This is a genomic window from Bradyrhizobium sp. WYCCWR15520 (assembly GCF_056174665.1).
Map to the genome: position 1 here is coordinate 1 of NZ_JBWBWM010000052.1, position 16,679 is coordinate 16,679.

Annotated in this window: 23 protein-coding genes, 2 tRNA genes and 1 pseudogene; 5 read left to right on the forward strand and 21 right to left on the reverse strand. The window is 58.4% G+C overall.

What is annotated here, in order from left to right:
* Positions 1-233 (forward strand): hypothetical protein (locus AC0QUY_RS37100; RefSeq protein WP_474417051.1); only part of this gene is annotated, 233 nt, incomplete at its 5' end.
* An 899-nt stretch (positions 234-1,132) separates the two neighbouring features.
* Here the strand turns inward: AC0QUY_RS37100 and AC0QUY_RS37105 are convergent.
* The 3 genes from AC0QUY_RS37105 to AC0QUY_RS37115 all read right to left on the reverse strand — a co-directional run bounded on the left by AC0QUY_RS37105 (position 1,133) and on the right by AC0QUY_RS37115 (position 3,663).
* Entirely contained in the window at positions 1,133-1,480 is a 348-nt protein-coding gene (locus AC0QUY_RS37105) for a (2Fe-2S) ferredoxin domain-containing protein (protein WP_161855629.1), read from the reverse strand.
* A gap of 1,472 nt (positions 1,481-2,952) precedes the next feature.
* Positions 2,953-3,153, reverse strand: coding sequence for a globin family protein (locus AC0QUY_RS37110; RefSeq protein ID WP_161855630.1), 201 nt, complete (start codon positions 3,151-3,153; stop codon positions 2,953-2,955).
* Between the two features lie 433 nt (positions 3,154-3,586).
* A tRNA-Glu gene (locus AC0QUY_RS37115) sits at positions 3,587-3,663 on the reverse strand.
* A 432-nt stretch (positions 3,664-4,095) separates the two neighbouring features.
* Here AC0QUY_RS37115 and AC0QUY_RS37120 point away from each other — a divergent pair.
* Together AC0QUY_RS37120 and AC0QUY_RS37125 are read left to right on the forward strand one after the other, a co-directional pair.
* On the forward strand, positions 4,096-4,317 hold the full coding sequence (locus AC0QUY_RS37120) for a hypothetical protein (RefSeq protein ID WP_161855631.1): 222 nt from the start codon (positions 4,096-4,098) through the stop codon (positions 4,315-4,317).
* 104 nt (positions 4,318-4,421) lie between these two features.
* On the forward strand, positions 4,422-4,643 hold the full coding sequence (locus AC0QUY_RS37125) for a hypothetical protein (protein ID WP_065755502.1): 222 nt from the start codon (positions 4,422-4,424) through the stop codon (positions 4,641-4,643).
* Position 4,644: 1 nt separating this feature from the next.
* Here the strand turns inward: AC0QUY_RS37125 and AC0QUY_RS37130 are convergent.
* Positions 4,645-4,730, reverse strand: a tRNA-Ser gene (locus AC0QUY_RS37130).
* Between the two features lie 448 nt (positions 4,731-5,178).
* Here AC0QUY_RS37130 and AC0QUY_RS37135 point away from each other — a divergent pair.
* Complete coding sequence (locus tag AC0QUY_RS37135) at positions 5,179-5,391, forward strand: hypothetical protein (protein WP_161855632.1); 213 nt, start codon at positions 5,179-5,181, stop codon at positions 5,389-5,391.
* A 337-nt stretch (positions 5,392-5,728) separates the two neighbouring features.
* Here the strand turns inward: AC0QUY_RS37135 and AC0QUY_RS37140 are convergent, their stop codons facing one another.
* From AC0QUY_RS37140 to AC0QUY_RS37220, 17 genes and pseudogenes are all read right to left on the reverse strand, one after another.
* Positions 5,729-6,178, reverse strand: a complete 450-nt coding sequence (locus AC0QUY_RS37140) for a Rieske (2Fe-2S) protein (RefSeq protein WP_057861994.1) — start codon at positions 6,176-6,178, stop codon at positions 5,729-5,731.
* Positions 6,179-6,587: 409 nt separating this feature from the next.
* Positions 6,588-6,779 carry a hypothetical protein gene (locus AC0QUY_RS37145; protein ID WP_202639382.1) on the reverse strand — a complete coding sequence of 64 codons (192 nt, stop codon included), beginning with the start codon at positions 6,777-6,779 and terminating at the stop codon, positions 6,588-6,590.
* Positions 6,739-7,935 carry a DegT/DnrJ/EryC1/StrS family aminotransferase gene (locus tag AC0QUY_RS37150; protein ID WP_161855633.1) on the reverse strand — a complete coding sequence of 399 codons (1,197 nt, stop codon included), beginning with the start codon at positions 7,933-7,935 and terminating at the stop codon, positions 6,739-6,741. The genes AC0QUY_RS37145 and AC0QUY_RS37150 overlap by 41 nt, the downstream gene beginning before the upstream one ends.
* Complete coding sequence (locus AC0QUY_RS37155) at positions 7,932-8,201, reverse strand: hypothetical protein (protein WP_161855634.1); 270 nt, start codon at positions 8,199-8,201, stop codon at positions 7,932-7,934. The genes AC0QUY_RS37150 and AC0QUY_RS37155 overlap by 4 nt, the downstream gene beginning before the upstream one ends.
* A gap of 34 nt (positions 8,202-8,235) precedes the next feature.
* Positions 8,236-8,595 carry a DUF3024 domain-containing protein gene (locus tag AC0QUY_RS37160; protein ID WP_161855635.1) on the reverse strand — a complete coding sequence of 120 codons (360 nt, stop codon included), beginning with the start codon at positions 8,593-8,595 and terminating at the stop codon, positions 8,236-8,238.
* 15 nt (positions 8,596-8,610) lie between these two features.
* The gene (locus tag AC0QUY_RS37165) at positions 8,611-8,850 is read right to left on the reverse strand and encodes a nitrogen fixation protein NifZ (RefSeq protein ID WP_065755480.1); all 240 of its coding nucleotides are present in this window, start codon (positions 8,848-8,850) and stop codon (positions 8,611-8,613) included.
* Positions 8,847-9,167, reverse strand: a complete 321-nt coding sequence (locus tag AC0QUY_RS37170) for a nitrogen fixation protein NifZ (protein WP_065755481.1) — start codon at positions 9,165-9,167, stop codon at positions 8,847-8,849. Before AC0QUY_RS37170 ends, AC0QUY_RS37165 begins: the two co-directional genes overlap by 4 nt.
* Before the next feature lie 11 nt (positions 9,168-9,178).
* On the reverse strand, positions 9,179-9,937 hold the full coding sequence (locus AC0QUY_RS37175; RefSeq protein WP_161855636.1) for a 4Fe4S-binding leucine-rich repeat protein: 759 nt from the start codon (positions 9,935-9,937) through the stop codon (positions 9,179-9,181).
* A pseudogene (locus tag AC0QUY_RS37180) lies at positions 9,927-10,464 on the reverse strand (hypothetical protein). The gene AC0QUY_RS37175 and the pseudogene AC0QUY_RS37180 overlap by 11 nt, the downstream one beginning before the upstream one ends.
* Positions 10,461-10,802: a hypothetical protein gene (locus tag AC0QUY_RS37185; protein ID WP_161855637.1), complete on the reverse strand. Its 342-nt coding sequence runs from the start codon at positions 10,800-10,802 to the stop codon at positions 10,461-10,463. The pseudogene AC0QUY_RS37180 and the gene AC0QUY_RS37185 overlap by 4 nt, the downstream one beginning before the upstream one ends.
* Positions 10,803-10,816: 14 nt before the next feature.
* Complete coding sequence (locus AC0QUY_RS37190; RefSeq protein WP_065755485.1) at positions 10,817-11,041, reverse strand: 4Fe-4S binding protein; 225 nt, start codon at positions 11,039-11,041, stop codon at positions 10,817-10,819.
* A gap of 10 nt (positions 11,042-11,051) precedes the next feature.
* Complete coding sequence (gene nifB / locus AC0QUY_RS37195; protein ID WP_161855638.1) at positions 11,052-12,614, reverse strand: nitrogenase cofactor biosynthesis protein NifB; 1,563 nt, start codon at positions 12,612-12,614, stop codon at positions 11,052-11,054.
* 273 nt (positions 12,615-12,887) lie between these two features.
* Positions 12,888-13,751: an SIR2 family protein gene (locus tag AC0QUY_RS37200; protein ID WP_474417050.1), complete on the reverse strand. Its 864-nt coding sequence runs from the start codon at positions 13,749-13,751 to the stop codon at positions 12,888-12,890.
* Positions 13,751-13,972 (reverse strand): putative nitrogen fixation protein NifT, encoded by a 222-nt coding sequence (gene nifT, locus AC0QUY_RS37205; protein WP_057861984.1) that lies wholly within the window; start codon positions 13,970-13,972, stop codon positions 13,751-13,753. The genes AC0QUY_RS37200 and nifT overlap by 1 nt, the downstream gene beginning before the upstream one ends.
* A gap of 16 nt (positions 13,973-13,988) precedes the next feature.
* Positions 13,989-15,176, reverse strand: coding sequence for a cysteine desulfurase NifS (gene nifS / locus AC0QUY_RS37210; protein WP_161855640.1), 1,188 nt, complete (start codon positions 15,174-15,176; stop codon positions 13,989-13,991).
* Complete coding sequence (locus AC0QUY_RS37215; protein WP_161855641.1) at positions 15,173-15,463, reverse strand: NifU family protein; 291 nt, start codon at positions 15,461-15,463, stop codon at positions 15,173-15,175. Before AC0QUY_RS37215 ends, nifS begins: the two co-directional genes overlap by 4 nt.
* Before the next feature lie 16 nt (positions 15,464-15,479).
* Complete coding sequence (locus tag AC0QUY_RS37220; protein ID WP_161855642.1) at positions 15,480-15,803, reverse strand: HesB/IscA family protein; 324 nt, start codon at positions 15,801-15,803, stop codon at positions 15,480-15,482.
* A 279-nt stretch (positions 15,804-16,082) separates the two neighbouring features.
* Here AC0QUY_RS37220 and AC0QUY_RS37225 point away from each other — a divergent pair, with 279 nt between their 5' ends.
* Entirely contained in the window at positions 16,083-16,673 is a 591-nt protein-coding gene (locus AC0QUY_RS37225; RefSeq protein WP_065755490.1) for a hypothetical protein, read from the forward strand.
* Positions 16,674-16,679: the final 6 nt, after the last annotated feature.

The window sequence follows — 16,679 nt, forward strand, 5'->3', positions numbered from 1 at the left end:
TCGAAAATGAAGCAAAATCGCCTCCGAGACACCGCCTACGGCGTCGTTCAGACCTCGGAAGTCGCCGCATCCTCGCGCCGATCAAGAAAATCGCTCCTGCAATCAGCTTTTTCAGCAGCCTGCTAGAGGCTTCGATCAGCGTTCCGATCTACCCGAGAAGTGCTCGCCAACAGCTGCGCCTTGACCTGCGGATAGTTCAGAAGCCGGGTCATGAAGTGCGTGGTTCTTGGTGAAGCTGGTCAGGTCGCGGACGGGATCGTCGGGCGAGAGCCCCATGAACTGGCCATGCAAAGGATTGCAGACCAGTTTGCTCGATCAACTGACGCTCACAGCGATGCGTAGAACACGTTCAGCAGCAAGGCACTCAACAATTGCTCCGCACGGATCAATGACCCCCTCCCTGGCATAGAACCTCCCAAGGCCGCTTCAAGTCACTAAAAAGAAACCGCTCTGATCCGCCCTGCAACGCATGATCATTGCCACCGATTCGAGATGACAAAGTGAATCGTCAAGTCGTCTTGCTGAGGGTAAACTGCGTCGCGTTCGCATGCCCCACGGGCAAGCACTGCGTCGGCAACCGCGGTGCGCATGTCTAAATTATCGCGGTCCAGCTTGGTGACGCGTTAATTATGTGCGCTGCGAATCTTGCAGGCTTCATCGAAAGCAACGTTGACGGCCGGGAAATTGATATCTTTCATGGGCTGCCTGAGGCTAATGAGGAAAGGGCCGTGCAGATTGATGCAGTCGACACGTGCTCCTCCGGTTGCCTAAGGTCGCGCTTGGATCAAATCGGCTCCATCCCTTAGCGACGGAGTTCATTTCTGCGGACAGTTTCGGCCATAGCTCTGCCTCCGATGAGCTAAAGGTTTGGTTCTTGGGAGCGTACATTACGAACTAGGTCTCGAGTTGCTCATGAATATCAATTACATTCCAAACCTATTTTGCGCTGGAATCATGATTCCGATTTGCTCCTCGGACGGCGGCGATGTGCTCACATTTCTGGCGAAGCTCTTCTGCGCAGCACAGGAGTTAGACGGTAGGCTGCTGCGCACCATGCGCGCGCAGAGGTTCGAACGTGCTAGCGACACAAATGTACTGCAAATCTGCGATTGCGAATTTGCGAGTCAGGACACTAGCTCCGCTTCAACACCATAACTAGGCGGTCGACACGTTTGCCTTCCTTCAGATGGGACGCGATGATTTCGTCGATATCCTCGGCGGTGGCCGGGCGGTACCAGATGCCGTCAGGATAAATCACCATTAAGGGACCTGCGCTGCAAAAGCCGAGGCAGCCCGCCGCTGTGAAGCCGACATCGCTGAGAGCTTGTGCTTCGATCGCCTTGCTCATCCTGTCCCACAGGACTTGCGCGCCGGCCGCGCCGCAGCTGCCGTGCGGATGTGTTGGCGGACGCTGGACGTGACAAGCAAAGACATGATGTCTGTAGAGTTGAGGAAGCTCAATTTTCTTTTCTGAGTTCATGCGCCTGCCATTCGTGCGATTGGGTTCATCTGAAGAGAGACAAGGTAGGAGTGCATCGCCCCTAGGGCTGAGGGTGTCTGCGCAAAGTCGTGAAGCTCTGCACCCATTGTCCCGTTGAGCGGCGCATACACAATCTGATGCTGCTTTGGCTCTTCACTGTGAAAGCACGCTGAATGACGCGGGCGCCGCAATGATCGCCCTCGCCGCCAAGATATGTCACGGACACCTCTAGCATCGGAAAGGCCTTTCCGATCAGGGCTTCAATGGCTGGTCCGATCATCGCCATTTTCCTTGCTCCCGCGTTGCCTGTCTGCTCCATCATCCGTCTTCATGCAAGCTTCGAACCAAGATGCGGGAGGTCGTGCTTCTGCGCCGATCGTTCTCAATCTGTCGAAGTAGAACTACCAGTCATTGTCACGTTGGCTACAGAAACGATCTCTTCTGTGGCGGAGGCGACAAACATCGAGCCGCACACGCGGATCGCAGCTTTTCGGCAGCGGGGCCAAACTAGCCGGAAGATCCCCGTTCTTCCGGATGGCCCGGCTCTTGCAATGTCACGCGGCAGGAGGATTGTAGCGATCACCATGACTGTCGTCTTCTCGCAGGAGCCTATGCATTTCGGCGATCTTCCCGATGGGATCGATGCTTTGCTGCAACAAGGCTTGATCCGGCGCGAACCGACCGCATCTTTAGGCAAGCGCTGGACCTTCCGACGAGAGGCATGTGATCACCGAGCTTGGCTTCCGCGAGATCGCAAGCCAAGCTGGCTAGGAGCCCGACTGGCGCCGATGGCAAACCGCAATCAGCGATACCAGTGGCGCTGGCCCTTCACGCTGTACGCCTTGAGGGCGCCTGCCTTCGATCGATTGATTCCTGGGCGGAGACCTCGATTACAAGGCTACGGTCAACGGATAAGCCCTTTGAATTGCCGCGCGTGACTGGGGTTTGTACTTCGCAAGGATGTTCCCACTCCCCCTACGCGCACGGCTAATCTGGTTTCGGCGAGTCTGAAAGAACTCCCGATACAGGATCGTTATATCACCCTAACGATCCTGTTGCGTCTGGGCCCAAACATCCCCCTCCAGCCCAGACGGAGCCCTCGGCGGCGTCGAGGCCGCCGGGGGCTTTCTCTGCTTTCAAGCGTGCCTTGGATGTCACTAGCACCTGCTCGGTCACGGCGCCGCCACAAGGGCGCATGTCATCGGGAGTAAAGGCCGGGCCCGACTTCATCCGAGCAAAAGCGGCTGGCTTCCATGTTCGCCACGTTGCCGGCCTGCCCCACTTCGTAAACAGCGTGGAACCGTGCAGCTCGCGCTCACCCGCACGCGACTTGTGGATCTCGCATATGGAGAGGAGCAGCCGCCAATTCTCTTAAAGCACGCCGGCGTCTTATCGCACGCCAAGAGCGAACAGAAAGACAAAGGGCAAGCGCGACGAGTCCCACCTACTCTTTAGGGTGCCGCCATCTTTCATCATACCGGGTTGCCGGGCTGGTTGCGTCTCCAGTCGGCGAGCGTTGACAGCGCGAGGTCGAGCTCGCCGCGCGCGGATTCGTTGTCACTTGTCTCCTGCCATACGAGGCGCATCCAGGCGAGCCAGGGATCGCGCTCGGCGCCGCCGATGAAAGAATCGAGATAGCGCTGGCCCGCTGAAATGGCTCTTCTCGGGCGCATATAGCCTTGGCCCGCCCTTCAGTCGGTGAGATAGCACTTGAACATCTCCTGGTGACTGGTTGATAACCTTCATGTTGGCGCGAAGGTTTGGTCGCAATTCATCGCCCGGTCGTTGGGTAGCGCATGGTGGTTGTGAGCGTACGAATTCCTTCTGTACGTTATTCCCGAAACTAGGCACTCGCACTCGTACTTCTGGTATCTAGTTCTGTTCGGCTTAACGTCACCGCTGCACTTCCCATTGTTGTCGCCCTCTCTCTCGTCTTGTTAACCGCGTGAGATTCAACGGCGTCTGGCAGGACATCACAAAGGGATTATCTTGGCGGCGTCCGGATTGGCCGGTGCGTTCGCCGGTGCCTTGAAGCCATTCGCGTGACAGGGGCCAAGTGCTTTTTTGCGGTCAGGTTAACGAGCAGACAGCTGAAGGAGTTGAAGTTGGTCCTGCCAACGGGAGTTCAACCCGCGAAATCCAGCGTTGAAAGCGCCGACCATTTAGCACCAGGGGATGGCAGGATGGTCGAGCTGTCCGCATCGAACCGAACATCTCCCTGTTTGGAAGACAGGCACGCAGCCCACTACGCCACGCCGCAAAACTTGGTCGTGTCTCAGTTGGCTAGCGCAAGGAGGGGAATAATGGCCTATTATTTGTTGGATACACCTGTCCTAGCTGCGGTTTTGAAACAGACACAACCAATTGCGACGGTGCGACGGGATTGTTGTATGGAATGATGAAGATCGTGATTCCGCTCATTGCGCTGGTTGCGGAAGAAAACTTTCGACGATCACTTGCCGCGAGTGCGAGCGGACTTTTGGTCTCTGATCTAGATTCTCCAAACTAATACACTACCTAAAATTTTATCGACCTGAAATGAATTTGGTTGTATGGAACATCACGTTCTACCTCTCAACCGAAAGACAAGAATGGTTCAGATCTCAGGATCTGTCTTGGTCAATGTCACCGGTTTAGCCGCGGCTGGCACGGTAAGCGCACCCGGCCTGAGGGTTGGTGATCGCGTCATCCAGGCGACCGCCGCCTCACTCGACGGAAACGTCAACATCTTCGAGGCGGTCGTTACCGTCGATGACGAACTGCAACAGTTTGGGGCCTTCGGGTCTTCGACGGCGGTGCCGTTCGAGATCCTGGCGCTGCGCCTTTTGATCCTTTAGAAATTCGATCTATGGCGCAGGGCGCGGGAATCCTTCTCATGGCTCGTGGCCAGAAACATGATCTCCGGTATATTATCGCCGGGAACTCTATGGAGAGTGCAGGCATGGCGAAAGAACCTGATGGTCTCGAGCGTGTCGGAGAGATCGAGATCGACGAGTCGGCTGCGATCACAGTTGAGCAGATCGACGACGAGATAACCGTCGCTATTGCGAGCATTGTGGGCGTTCATTTTCAGGTGACGGCGGATCAGGCGCTTAAGCTCTCTCGCGCCCTGGCTGTGGCCGCCGAGAGTGCGGCGAAATTCCGTGCATCAACCGAGACGTAGCCGGAGAGTATAGGGAATCGAACCTGTGCGTCCCGAAGGACTCAACGCGTTAGCACCGCGTTGGCTTACCCGTTGGGCCCACTCTCCGAACTGAGCGAAGTTAACGTTTGAAGGTACTTGACGGGAATTGCGGCCAGACCTCATGATCATCGCCGTTGGGACGAGCGATCTTTAAGCTTGGGTCCCAACACTCCTCGCCAGAGCAAAAGATGCCGGGGCGTGCTCTCGCCAGCCCACCACGTTCCCACTTTATGGTGATCGTGGACGGAGTCGAACTGGCATCCTCCGATTTAGGAACCAGCGCTCTGTCTAGTTGAGCTACACGACCATCGATTGTTTCTTCTCCGGCGCAGGTGTGTCGAGTTTTTTTAGAACAGAGCGGGAGTCGAACCCGCCTGTCCGGTTTTTTAGACCGTACTCTAACCGCCCGGGTCTCTCGCCAAACGACGAGTTCTAAAGCCACAGATTATTTGTATTTTTCGCGCGCAATCCGTGCCTCGGCCGCTATATTGGAGGTCAAAGGAGAATGTTTCTCATGCCAAATCTTTGGACTGGATCGCAGTGGAAGGTAACGAACAAAGGCGTCGAGACCATCGACAATAGATATTTTATCGAGAAAAGCCGCGTTTACGACGACGAAGGCGGGCAATGGACGTGGGAAGATCAGATGGACGAAAAGGGCTGGGTCGACATGGCCGACTTTCGCCGCGCCTTGGCCTTCGCCCGGACCAAGTGGCCCAAAAAGTAATGGCTGCGCGCACAGGAGGCGAACCAGTCTGAGCGTCCTAGCCGATCGGCCGGCGCGCGATGACGGTCTGGGTAGCGTGCTCCGACCACCCGCCACGCGGAGCTCTTCCACACGAGCTTTACCCAGGGAAAATCGCGCCCCTGGCAGGAGCCAATCCTGCATGCTCCAGTTGCGGTACTTGTGCTTCGTACGCGCAGCGCATGACTCCGCGAGCGTGCCCGGGCCATGATCTCTCACCCGTTCGAAAGCAGCGACAGGCGCAGGCCTGGTGAGTCTTCATGAGAACGACGGCGCTTTCCCAAAAGACTGCTCAGCCAAGGTCATGAGATCATGTCTGTTAATCCGGATGGATCATAATGTCCATGGTTTCGTCGCTGTCCTCAAACGGATCGGCAAACCCCTTGTCCTCTACCAGCTTCACGCCACACAGGCAGACCTCGCCGTCGATCACGGCGAGCGCGACCGGCTCAAGGGCTTTTCCGTTGCAGGGGCCATCGATGCAAAACCCGCTATCGATCTCGAACGTCGCACCGTGCCGGCCGCATCTAATAAAGGCGCGGTCCGACGAGAAAAATCCTCCGGCGCCGATGTTGAGCCAGACGCCGTCATGCGGGCAGCGGTTGACATAGCCGTGATAGGCATTTCCGAATGTCCGCACCACGACAATCGGAAACGGCCGGCTCTCGCCGCTTTCATCGATCCGCGACAGGCTAAAGCCCTTCGCGCCGCCCCGCTCGATTAGATCGGCGTGACAAATGGCGAACACCTCAATCTCTTGGCTACCCATGTCGCGATGCTCCCTTGGCTCATGCTCGTCACGCTTTCCTGCCTGAAGGCGTCGACGACGGCACGGGTCAGCCGAAGCGCGCCAAAATCCACCGGCCAGCTCCTGGCAGGCATCGACGGCGCGCTGAGAATGCCAGAACCAAAGTGCGCCGCGAAGCCGGCCGGGGCTCACCAATCTCCACCGCTGTCCCGTTCAGGAACAATGATCTATTGCGAAATCCATTTGCCTTCTCTGCTATTTAACCCCGAGCCTGAACAAGCCCGAGCCGAAGCCCAAGGGCTCGATTCATGTTTTCGTTACGAGCACCTTGGGCTCGCGGGCGAGCCGGACGGGCCGCTTTCGAGCTTCTCATTCTCTTCGCTCGCTCTTCGCGCTTGCCATCGAGAGTTCCTTGCGGCCTCGTTGGCCCCTAGTCTGCCGCCTGCATTTGTCTGGAGTATTCGGGTTCTGCAGCACCGCCAACAGTGATGTAGCCTGAATGATCTCCATTATCTTGTCCCAATATGAGACCGTGACTGTCATTCAAGCCTTCCCTTTGCGTCGCATTGAATTCTTCGGCTCTAATAAATTGCTGCGCCAGCGCCGATGTTGATTGACGCATCCTTCACCGTCTCCACGATGAACTCAATTTGGTCGCTGGTCAGATGGGTGTGAAATGGCAGTGCCACGGCGCGATCGGAGATCTTTTCCGTGACTGGGAAATCGCCATGCCGATAGCCGACATCAAAATAATGCCGCTGCAAATGCAACGGATAGCAATAGGCGGCGGCCTCGACCTGCTCGGTGCGCAGGTCATCGACGATGGCATCGCGGCTGGAGCGCGTGAAGCGCGTCCCGAGATGGACAAGATAGAGGAACCAGTTCACCTCGGTCGCGTCCGGAGCCACGTAGGGCGGCTTGATACCCTCAAAGGATTGCATATGCGCATTGTAGAGCTGTTCGGCGAGCCGGCGCCGCTCCAGGATCTCGCCAAGCCGCCTTAGCTGCGCAAGGCCTAGCGCAGCTGTAAGATCGCTCATGCCGGCCTGGTGGGGCGCTGCGCTGCTGATGACAACGGAGAAGCGCTCATCCAGTCGATGTGCGCGATGGCGACGTAGGCCAACGGCCAAGTCGATGTCGTCGGTCACCACCATGCCGCCTTCACCGCAGGTCAAGGCTAGTGGCTGGGCGAAGTCGAACACGGCGATATCGCCAAAGCGGCCGACGAGCTCGCCCTTGTATCTCGAACCGATCGCTTCGGTCGAATCCTCAAGGAGCGGCAGCTGATGGCGCTGCGCGATCGCGCGCAGCTCCGACCATGGCGCTGGATGGCCATTCGGATTGCCACCAATAATCGCCCGCGTGTTGGCCGTGACACACTCTTCTACCTTCGCCGGAGTCAAGGCTCCCGACCAATAGTCGACATCGGCAAACACCGCCCGCGCGCCCACGAGACTGATAGCATGCACCGTCTCGCGAAGCGAATAAGGCGAGGCAATCACCTCCTGCCCGGGTCCGACGCCGAGCGCTTTTAGCGCGAGCAAAAGCCCGATCGTTCCGCTGGGGACGGCAACGGCATATTTGCGGCCAAGATAGGCGGCGAAAGCTTTCTCGAAGACGTCAGTGATGGCTCCATTGGAGACTCGCGGCGAACACAGCAGCGCTTCAACGGCAGAGAGCTCGGCGGAGGTTATATCGGGATCGGATAGCGGAATGAAGGAAACATCGGCCGCGTCTGCGCCATGGTTGCGACGCCCTGCGACTCTAACGCCGGTCACGGCCCGGTACTCCTTGCCGCCAGGAGGATGCCAATCGCCCGCGCAGGATCAGTCGTGATCTGCACGCAGCGATCGCAGCCATCGATCAGATGCAGGTCGAAATGCGGAAAACTCCTGAACGGCCGCTCCGTCATGTCAGAGGCATCACAGCGCGTCACGGCGAGCTGCGGAAAGCGGCGCCGCAGCTCGGAGAATGAGCTAGCATCAAGCTTCGCTTCCGCAAGCACGCGTTCGATTTCGATCAGTTCGTCTGTGCCAAGCGGCATCGCGGCTCCCATATAACTGGTTCCAAAATCAGCTTCATTGCCAGAACAGCCGCTCGGGATCGGTGTTCAATTCTTCGATTGCGGAGGTCAGGCGGTAGTAGATGCTATAAAACTCCCAGAGTCCGCTTGCGTGGTTCTTTCGAAACAGCTTCCACATCCCGTTCACCGTGTCATAGTGGACTAGCGCGACGTCGATGAGGCCGCCGTCCTTATCGATATTGTGAGAGCAGCAGGGACTCTCGATCAGATAGCCACCCCTCACCGGTTTCACATTCGGCGAGACATAGCGATAGCGCTGGCGCGAGCTCAAGGCGCGCTCGATCCGCTTGCAATCGAGCTCGTTCGGATGAGGATTAATCCCGATCCCTACTTTTCTCATTACCGCGGCATTCATTGCGAACGGCTCCCCTCAAAGCACTGTGATTTCTTCTTCAAGACAGCCGACGACCAGCCGCTCGCCATACTCGACGAGATAGATTGGCACGTTCGCTAAGGTATGCCTTCCGACCTGCACGATCTCGCCGATCGCTCCGGCGCCGATCAAGAGTCCGTTCGCCGGTGCGTCCGGAAAGGAGCCGTCGTTAATGAGGTCGACCGCCGCCTTGACGCGCTGGCCCCATTGGTACTTCGGCAGCCTCGGGTCGGTCACGGGGCGGCCTCTTCCGGCAACGGCAGGTCCTCAAGCTCCTCGCGCGCCACCACCGGCTCGAGCTCCTTGCGCTTCATGCCGACGCGGTTGCCGCTTTCGAGAAATTCGACGCCATAAATGTAGAACTGCTGCAGGAAAGTGCCGATTGAGACGACGTAACCCACCTCTCCCTTTTTGGCGAGGATCTCGCCAACTTCCTTGCCGGCATAAGTTCCATCATTGCGGATGGCGCGGTTCGCCCGCACCTTTTCGCCGAAGCTGAAGAAAGGCGGCCCGGTCAGCTCGACATCCTCACTGTCGCGAACGATGTTGCTCATGTCCCTCTCTCTCACGGTCGTTCGGGCCGGATCGCCACGCGCCCGCGGGCGACTTCCTGCACCATCGAGTCATCGTCCTCGGTCAACTCAGCCAGTTCGGCCGCTCTAATGCGGCTTGCCACCTCATAACGGACGCGCCAATCTGGATCGCGACGCAGCACGCTAAGCGAATCCGGAGATAGCCGCCGTGCGATCTCGAGCCGCACGCTCGAATCGTGATCATTGACCATGCCCAGAAGCCAGTCATAGGGAATGCGGAGCGCAACCACGCGGCGCACCTTGGGCTCGTCATCGTTCATGAGACGCCCAAGCAGCGCCGATGCGATCCGGCTCGCCACCACCAGGCGAACGTAATAGTCCTGATCCGACATCATTGGCGCCAGCTCCTCGCCTTCCAGCAAGGTCGCAACCCGCATCCTCACATCCCGATGCGGGTCGCTGCGTAGCCGCAGCACAAAGCGCTTGGGAAGTCGGCGCACCGCGTTCCAGCGCACGGTTTCCTCGGCGTCCTCGAGCAGCATCGGCAGTAGGAACAGGTTGGCGTGTCTGGCCGCGATCGCGCGCACCTCGAAATGCGGATGTGTGATGTAAGCGTCGGCTAGCTGCGGATTCCAGTTGAAGAAGCGGTCTATGCGCTGGGCATAACGGTCGTTGACGCAGGCTTGCGTCAAGCAGCAGCCGCCAGTGGCCCTGAGCCCGAGATGCCTGCAGGTGCCGCAGTCGATCTCATTGCCGAGCCAGTCGCGGGCCTCATCGATGTCATCGATCATCGTCTTGTCCTATCCGCTCAACCACGTCTAGGAGTACCTTGGCGCCGATTTTGTCGGTCGGGTCGAGCTCTACGAGCTTGCTGGGCGGCCGCGTGCCCTTCATTAAGATTGCCGAGCCGCATCTGCAGGTAGGCGTAGGCTTTCAGTGAAAATAAATAGAAGCGCGGCAAGCTGTTCTCATAGCAATCGAAAGCAGCATCGGTCGCGCTGACCTGCCGCCAGTCGTCTGAGAGACCGTTTTCACGCGCTGCCTTAGAAATGCAGAGCTTTGCGAGCTCCAACGCCTCGGCCAAGCGAGCCTTGTTGAAATAAAAGCGATAGAGTCCGATCAGGACGGCGGCGTGTCCCGGCGCTAGCGCCTGCGCTTCGTGCAGGTGTTTTTCCGCGATCTCGTCTAGGTGGTAGGTCTGCCCGGCCTGCCACAGATGATCCTCCGCTTTGCGCGGCAGGCCGTTTCCGAGTAGCGTGTGCGCGGTGAGCGCCCCCTTCCTCTCGAACAGCGGATTGCCTGTCCCATCGAGGTTCATCGGCAGCTTTCCTCTTCGAACGGGCAGCCTTTGCGGTGCTGCTGGAGCAGCACACCCAATCCTGGGAAGATCAGCTCGGTCTTAGCAGCGGTGTCGGTCAGATCGGTCGCGAGACGACCAGCATTGGCTGGTTCTCGGCATGGAGAAGCAACTTCAGGCTGTTGCGGGTCGAGTCCTTGCTGAACGGGCCGCGGTGCCGGGGCAAGACCTATATCGCCGGTACAGTCCTGGCAACCATCTGCCGTGATGGCGAGCCGGACGCTGGCGCCAGCGGTACAATCGGCGCGCAGCACGAAACTCGTGAGTTTTTCAGTGGTGGCCCCCAGCGTGAAAGTCATAGGCTCGAGCCTCTTTACGCCGGTGCCTGGTAGCGCGGCAATGAGGTGTCGACGACGCATGTATTATCGACCGGGCACACCGCGACGCATTGCGGCTCGTCGAAATGGCCGATGCATTCGGTGCATTTCTTCGGGTCGATGACGAACGCCCCGCCTTTCTCCGAGATAGCGACATTCGGACATTCCGGCTCGCAAGCCGAGCAGCTCGTGCATTGCGAGGCAATGATCTTGAACGGCATGACGTCTCCCTTAAGCAGCCGAAATCATCGCGCCCTGCCGGATCGCCGCCTCGCCCTTCTCGACATGCTGGATCTCGCCGCTTTGCACCTTCTCGAGATATGACTTGAACCAAGCGATCGCTGATTTTTCGATGAACTCATAGGCGTAGTGTTCGACTGGCTCGATTCCGGCCTTCAACAGATTGCTTTTCGGACAGCCGCCGATCTTGGCCACAAACACCGCATGGCAGTCGTTGATGGCGCGGATGATGATGGAAAGGCTCTCCTCCTGGCCATAACCGCCTCGGCAATAATGATCGACCCGGCGATGGCCAACGAATTTGGCACCCGTAGTGGAGAGTTCGTATACTTGGAACTCCTTGGCGTGCCCAAAATGCTCGTTGATGAGGCCTGAGCCCCTCGTCGCCACAGCAACCAGGAGCTTGATGCCGCTCATCTCGCTGGCGAGCTCGGCGAGCTCCTCTTGCTCGGCAGCAACCTTGGCGGCGCGCTTCTCCTCGACCTTGGCCTGATAGGCCTTGCGCATCTCCAGATCATAATTGACATCCATGGCCATAATCTTCTCGGTAGTGAACTCCGCACCTCGGTCCTCGCCGAGCAGGCCAACAGCGTCGGCGCGGCACTGCCGGCAGTGCCGCATCATGTTCGTCTCGCCTTCGCAGACATCCTGCAGCGCCTTCAATTCTCGCGAGATCGGACCCCGCTGGCCGTTGAGACCAAATACGGTGCCGTGCTCGGGCGCGGAGATCAGCGGCATGATGTTGTGTAGGAACGCGCCGCGCGATTTGATCGCCTTATTGACCTCGACGAGATGCTGGTCGTTGATGCCCGGGATCATCACCGAATTGATCTTGCAGAGAATACCCCGCTTGGTCAGCATCTCGAGGCCTTGCAGCTGGCGCTCATTGATGATCGTTGCGGCTTCGAGGCCCGTGTAGCGCTTGTGATTGTAGAAAATCCAAGGATAGATTTTGGTGCCGATTTCAGGGTCGACCATGTTGATGGTGATGGTGACGTGGTCGATCTTGAGGCTGGCGATCCTATCGACATGGTCGGGCAGCATGAGGCCGTTGGTCGACAGGCACAGCTTGATGTCGGGAGCGGCTTTGGCCACCAGCTCGAAGGTCTTGAATGTCCTTTTCGGATTGGCCAGGGGATCGCCGGGTCCTGCGATGCCGAGCACCGTCATCTGTGGGATGGTGGAGGCGACCGCCAGCACCTTTTTCGCCGCCTGCTCCGGCGTTAGTTTTTCGCTCACCACGCCCGGGCGCGATTCATTAGCGCAATCATATTTCCGATTGCAGTAATTGCATTGCATGTTGCAGGCAGGCGCGACTGCAACATGCATGCGGGCGTAGTGATGATGCGCTTCCTCGCTGTAGCAGGGATGGTTCTTGACCTTCTCCCAGATCTCGGTCGGCAGCTTAGCCTGGCTGGCTTGCGAGCCGCAGCTCGCCTTGCCGCTGGCGCCGGACGTGCCGCAGCCCTTGTGCTCGGCGATCACCTGCCTGATCTCGCCGATCTCGACGGCGCTTGCTGCCGCGCTTGCTTCGTCCAGCGCTGATACGTCCATCCTTCGATTCTCCCCTGCAGGCGGAAACTAAAAAGACGATTTGCAACTCGCGTGCCATGGCCAGGAATGGCGAGGAATTTTGATCTAAGCCAAAAGTGAGCCGCCTGCCGCGGTAGGCCGTGGAAGCAAAGCCGTCTGCACGAGATTAGAAATGTTCAAAGCGTGACAAGGCGTCTCGATCCTGACAGTGAGCGCAGTCAACCCTAGCCGCGAAATGCAGGATAACTTACGTGCGCCGGCAAGCGAGCAACATCGCCCCATATGCAAGGTCTGTCAGGCAGCGAGCAGGATCGCGGTCGCGCGCGGGAGCGGGATCGCAAGCGGCGTCAGCCCCTGTTCGACCAGGAAGCGCAGCTCATTCCTGGACAGCACACCCGGCTCCACGATGGCGTAATGAACACCGCTCGAGCGCTTGATGAGCTGCCGCGCATAGGTTCGCAGCAGCTGATCGTTGAAGCGGCAACCGATGAAGAGAAAGCATCGGCCACTGCGCCGCTCTTTCACCACATCGGGGATCGGCGTCTGAATGTCGATCTCGGTCAGCACCTCGACATAGTCAGCGTCCGAGATCAGGAAGTTCCTCGCAGGCAGTACGCCGCCGTGCGGCTTGTAGAGGACAGTGGTCCAGCTCTGCGCCGCAGCACGATCGACCTCTCTGCTCTCCGCATTATAGAAGCGATACCAGCGCTCCTCGCAGATGCCGGCGCGGGTGATGCCCTGCACCTCACCCCATCCCTCGCGCTTGCAAAGCGCCGTATGCATCGCGCTATCATACCAGGCATCGACGATGAGAGGCAGGGACAGCGCGGCGAGATGATGATGCAGTGGCGTCGGCTCGACCGGTGCAGCAAAGGCCTGCACCATCAATGCGGTCACGGTAGAACGATGCTTGTTGCTCTCGATATGCTGCGCCGACGCCCAGACATTGCACTTGGCCCGGCGCGGCAGAGCGACCTTGGTGGCAAAGAAGGCAGCCAAGGTCTCCGGAGTCATCGGCGCATCCGGTTTGGACAAATCGGCCAGGCCAGGTCCGAGATAGGGAACAATGCTGCCGGAACGCAGCCGGTTCGCCACGTCAGTGAGAATCGCCTCCGCATCGGCCGCGTTAACAAAGTCGATTTGCGGGACCGTCTTCATCACTCGTCCGCGCCCTCGCCACGCTTCCTGGCATTGACCGTGATCGGGAGCGGCGTATCGCTGGCCATCTCGGGCAGATCGAGCACCCAGCCATTGGCTATTTTGATCCAGCCGCCCCACAACATCTCGTGCTCCGATTCAACGATCGGCTCCTCGAGATCTTTTTTCGGCACGTAAATCGACAGGCCCGCCTCCGGAGAGCGGCGAATCATGATTTTCATCAGATCAACTCGTGTATCAGGGCGAATTGCTGGCGTGATTGGGATGCTCTCGAGACATGGTGCGCAGGTGAGCCACGATGCCGGACATTATTAGGACGACCTGATCGACTTCTTCGACGGTGGTTTCACGCGACAAGGAAAAGCGCACCGCGCCGCGCAGGCTCCTCGCAGGCACGTTCATGGCGCGCAGCACATGAGACGGCTTCATTGAGCACGAGCTGCAAGCTGATCCCTGCGAAGCGGCAATGCCCGCGCGCTTGAGATGATGGACGATTGCTTCGCCTTCGAGATCTTCGAAGGCGATGTTAACCGTATTCGGCAGCCGATTGCCGACATCGCCGAGCGCCATGCAGTGGCAGTTGTGCAAAATCGCCTGCTCCAGGCGATCGCGCAACGCACCAATTCGAACGCGCTCCGGCTCGAGCCGCTCGGCCGCAAGCTCTGCAGCTTTTCCAAGACCAATGATGCCCGGGATGTTCTCGGTTCCCCCGCGTCGTCGTCGTTCCTGTGCGCCGCCCCAGATCAGCGGCCTGAATTTCGTGCCTTTGCGTAAATAGAGCGCCCCGATCCCTTTGGGGCCATGCAGCTTATGTGCCGACAGCGACAGCATGTCGATAGCACTGTCTTTCAAGTCGATGGGCTCCCTGCCTACGGCCTGTACTGCATCAGTGTGAAACAACGCGCCCGCCGCACGCGCCAACCCAGCCAGAAACTCCACCGGGAAAATCGTACCGGTCTCGTTGTTGGCCCACATAACCGACACGATCGCCGTGCGTGGTCCAAGCGCCCAGCGAAAGGCCTCGACGTCAAGTCGTCCGCGCGAATCCACCGGGATCACGTGCGTCTTGATGCCCCTTGTCGCCAATTGCTCCACCATAGCTAGAATGGCGGAATGCTCGACGGAAGTGGTGACGATCTCGTCGCGCCCTTCCTGGGTCGCAAGCGCAGAAAGGATGGCGGTATTGTTGGACTCGGTCCCGCCGGAGGTGAAGACGATCTCATGATCGTGGGCGGCTCCCAGCAAATCCTGCAGGCTGCGGCGCGCCTTCCCCACCGCGCCCGCGACCTCGCTGCCGAAGACATGGCTGGACGAGGCATTACCGAACCGCTCTGTGAAGAACGGTAGCATGGCTTGCAAGACACACGGATCTGTCCGTGTGGTCGCATTGTTATCGAGATAGATCGGCACAAACACCTCGTTCAATGCCGCGTATTGCCGACGCCGGCGACCGGGATCAGGCGAACGAATTCGCCGAGCCTTTCGATCAGCCGCGCCTGAATGCTTTCTAGCGTCACGCTTGAAAGCTTGCAGAATGCGCAGGCACCAGTCAGCTTGACCATGATCTTGCTGCCCTCGGTCCGGACCAGCTGACAATCGCCGCCGTCGCGTTGCAGATTGGGCCGGATCTCCTCGATCACAGCGCGAATGAGTTGCTCCCGATCGCTCTCAATGATCGGCGCTTGCTTTAGTTGTTCTGGTTCCACCAGCATGCTTCGATTTCTCTTTTCATCTACTGAAGGATTTTCCGCAGGCGCAGCTCGAGCTGGCGTTTGGGTTGTCGAAGGTGAAGCCCGATCCCTCCAGCGCCACCACGAAATCGATCATCGTGCCGGCGAGGTGCTCGTGGCTCTTATTGTCGACAAACACCTTGATCCCGTCGCGCTCAATGACGGTGTCGTCGGACTTTGCCTCGTCGGCAAAACCCATCTTGTATTTGAATCCGTCGCAGCCGCCGGTCTCGACCATGATGCGCAGGCCGCTCGTCGGCTGCGCCGAAGCCGAGATCGCGCTCTTGAGCGCATTCACTGCGCTATTCGTCAGATTGATCATGGCACCCATATTTTCCCAACTCGTTTGCATGAGAATTGGCAAGTCGCATGCCAGCGCGCACGAGCCTGACAATGCTTACTTTTTTCAAAATCGCGCCTGTTGGCTTTGCGACGCGTGTCGGATTGCTGACAAAGGTTTTCGAGGTATCGCGGAAGCTTTTGGGCGTCTTCTTTATGGATTAGCCGATGAAGCGTTACGAACGCGACGGCAAACAATTTGCATTGCGTCTTCTGCCGCCGGAGTGTCCGGCGATTGTCTTGGATCGAGGGATGATTTTTTATGACTGCAATCGAGAACACCGCGCTAGGCCGGTTGGAGAACGAGGGACGCCTGCTCAATGCCATATTCAAGGGCGGGACCACCAAGCAGGGCCGGTTCGGCTTTCGCGGCGATATCGCCCTAAAATTCCAGGCCCAGGTCGCCGACGAGAAGCGGCCGCCCCACTATTCGATCGAGCAGGTACTGACGGTCGTGCAGGAGGGCGAACGCAGCATTTCGGTGCTTGCCGGCTATCTGCACTGCTTCGCTTATCTTGCTGATGTCGCAAATGTTCTTGACGGCGCGCTAAGTCCTGATGGCAGCTACTTCATGTTTTGCAACAACATAGACCTGTTGGCGAAATATCGAATCAAGCTCCGCGGTATCACCTTCAACGTGCTGCCGTGCGATGAATCCACCGTTTGGAAGGAAATGATGGACCTGGTCGGGGTCGACAAAAATGACATTAAGAAGCTCGACGCGCCCGGCAAGCTCGACTACCTGCTCGACGCAAGCAAGGGTGTCGATGCGTCCTATGATGAAATCTCTTACGAAGACGGCCTGAAGAGGATGGAACCAGTAAGAAACCGTAACGAGAACCGGCCGGTCTGAGCACCG